Annotated in this window: 1 protein-coding gene; it reads left to right on the top strand. The window is 31.1% G+C overall.

Going from position 1 to position 3,230, the window contains the following annotated elements:
• On the top strand, window positions 1–3,230 hold a 3,230-nt coding region (locus MOSC01_RS04355; protein WP_044881175.1), incomplete at both ends, for a DUF1410 domain-containing protein.

The following is a 3,230-nucleotide window of genomic DNA, read 5'->3' as shown; positions in this document are numbered from 1 at the left end:
AAATTGCCCGAATTAGAACTTTTGTTGATGCAAATAATACCTCAAGTTTTGATATTAAATTCAATGATCAATCATTAATGTTAAACGGTAAAGAAGTAAAAATTAATTTCTTTGCTGATGATCAACCAACAAAAATGCTCTCAAGTTCAGCCCAAGTTGTTGGAAACAAACTATTTTCTTTAGCAAAAAATTTACCAAAAGAAAAACATTTTACAATTTCATCACTTGAAATTGTTGAAAATGCCACAAATTTTGATGAAAGTGGTCAGCCGCAGACTAGTCAAATTTTCTTTGCCCAAAATTTTGACCAAAAACAGAAAAAATTCTTTACTAATGCAACAAGCGCAATGGTTGAATCAGTTGTTGTTGACCGAATCACCGAAGATCTTAGTCGTGTTAGCATGATTCTTGATTCAGTTGATAATTTTATTAAAGATAAAATTGCAACTTTATACTTTAAAGTCGCTGGATCAAGTAATTTAATTAAATCTGAAGCCCAAGCTTTTAAAATTAATGGTGATAAATTGGTTCTTAGTTGGGATTTAATTAATCTCGAGCCGGGAACTAACTATTTAATTGATTCAGTCGGAATTGCTGATTCAACAAATGAATTTGTTAATAAATTATATTTAAATTTTGGTCCTAATATTAGTGCTAATAAACTTACTTGAACTACCCGTCCGGCTGTTAGTTCAATTACTTATATTTCAAAATCTGACACCGCTGTTGAACTTAATATTGCTTTTAAAAATATTCTTGAGTCTTTAAAAACAGCCAAAATTACTTATTCAGAATTAAAACCTGGCGGAGCTTCCAAAACTATTGATGCAATTATTGAAAATAATTCAATAATTGCAAATTTAGAAGTAAATTCACTTGCAAAAGGACAAGACTATTTAATTGAAAAAATTGAAATTGATGGCTATCAATCTTCAAAAGGTGATTCAGATATTCTAAAAGTTTCCAAAACAATTAGTCAAGCCCAAAAAATATTTGGGGTTCATGCACCTTTAGTTTTAACTAAAATTGAAAATATTCAAGAACAACAAACAAGCGCTAAATTAAAAGTAACTTTTAGTCCTGAGACAATTAAGGCAATTGGTAAAGACAAAGTAAAAATTTACTATTCGCTTGCAGGTTCATCAAAACTTTTATTTGCTGTTGCAAGTCTAACCAATAATAATGATAATTCCTTAACTTTTGACCTTAGTGATCTCGAAATTGGTTCAAAATACAATATTAATTCTGTTGTTCTTGCAAAAGAAGTTGAGCTAAATAATCAAGATACAAATACAATACTTACCGAACGAAACATTTTATTTGGCGATGCTCAACACAAATTTGACTCAAGTCAGTCTTCGTTTTTCACTCAGAGTGCAATTATTGAAGTTGGTTATGATAATTCTTACGAACAACGTGTAATTGCTACTTTTATTTTAGCTGATGCAAAAGGTGTTTACAATGGTAAAACCGCAACACTTAAATACCGCCTAAAAGCAAAAAATGGTGATGAAGCATTAGCAACAAGTGCTCAATTTAAAGAAGGAAAAATTAGCGCAAAAGTAAATAGTGCGCGTATTTTATTTGATATTACCGACCTATATAAACAAGGTCTTTATGAAATTGACAAAAACTCACTTGAACTTGAGGGTACAACAAATTCTTCAACTGTCGCTCCTGTCCAGGCAAGTACTCGAGTTCGTCGTTCCGTTGCTCAATTTGCCGACACTAATACTAGCGCTGTTTTAATTCCTTTTAAAGATAATTTGCTTGATTCAACCGAAAAAAGTCAATTTCAAACTATTCCAAAAACCGCTAATGTTACAAAAATTCAACTAACAAATCGAACAAAAAACACTGCTAAATTTGAAATTGAATTTGGTAAAGATTTTATCCCAAATCAAGCAAATACTCAAGCTGCCAGCGCTGAAAAACTTGATGATTTTCTTAATAAAAACAAATTAAAAGTTCGCTTTAAAAAATACGGCGGTGAGCAACAAGAACAAATTGTTGAAGCAAAAACCGATGTTGATAGCCAAAAAACTTCTTTTGAACTTACAGGTCTTGAAAACGGACAACAATATGTAATTCTTGGCTTTGAACAAGCCCAAGATGATAATAGTCCACAAAGTACACCAAAGGTTGATATTTATTTAGATGATCTTGATTTTTACAAGGATCAAATAATTGCAACTGCAGCGGTAATTAAAAAAATTGAATTTGACACTGAAGTTGAAACCCAAGCTCGACTTAGACTTGAACTCAAAGATGATGGAAGATATACTGCCGGTAAAAAATTAACTGTTGAACTCGAAAAAATAGAATCAAGCCCTGGTCAATCTACAGGACCAATAGGAGCAATTCAATCAAATTTAGTTCTTAGTGCAGCAAGTCTTAATGGAATTTATGATTTTACCTTTTTAAATTTAGAAAAAGCAACCAAATATAAAATTAAATCAGTTAAATTTGAAAAAGAAGTTGCTCCTCCTGTTGCTTCTGCCCCAGGTGTTGCGACTTTATCTGCTCGGCGTTCAAAACGTAGTTTAGATCCAGTTTTAGTGAATGTTGACTCTCAAACTATAGTCGAAGAAGAAATTGATCTTCTTGAAACAGAAACAAGTCTTGAGGATAAAAAATCATTTATCACAAGCGCCAAAACTGCAAAAATTACTAGAATTACAACTAAGTCAATTCAAACAACTAGTTTAAATATTGAATTAACTCTTGATAATGTTGATGATTATTTAGGCCAAAAAACACTTGAATTAACTTACAAAAATTTATCAACTAATGCAAGCACTTCTAAAGAGGTTCAGGCAACTGTTGATCGGACAGCCAAAACAATTACTTTTAATTTAACTAATTTATCACCTGGCGATAAATACGAAATTGAAAATATTAAGCTCAAAGAAGAAACTACTCAAGTACGAAATGAACTTGATCTAAAAAAACAAGAATTCAAATTTGAATTTGACAGATCACCTAATACTGAGGCTGGTTTTGAAAAACAATTTTTTTCACCAACACCAAATCTAGCTCAAATTTTGCCAGTTTCAACTTCTGAGACTTCTGTTCAAATTAATGTTAAATTAAATGACAATGGTGCTAATTGAAATAATAAATTTTTACAAATTAAAATTAAATCAAAAGCTGGTCAGCCACCTCAGTCGCAAATTCCAACTGTTTATAGTGCTGAAATAATTAACGGAAATGCGATTTTTGACATTAGC

The organism is Mesomycoplasma ovipneumoniae SC01 (assembly GCF_000218525.1).
GTDB classification, from domain to species: Bacteria; Bacillota_I; Bacilli_A; order Mycoplasmatales; family Metamycoplasmataceae; genus Mesomycoplasma; species Mesomycoplasma ovipneumoniae_A.
The sequence above is the reverse complement of the archived record's forward strand: the minus strand, read 5'-3'. Positions and strand labels throughout refer to the sequence as shown.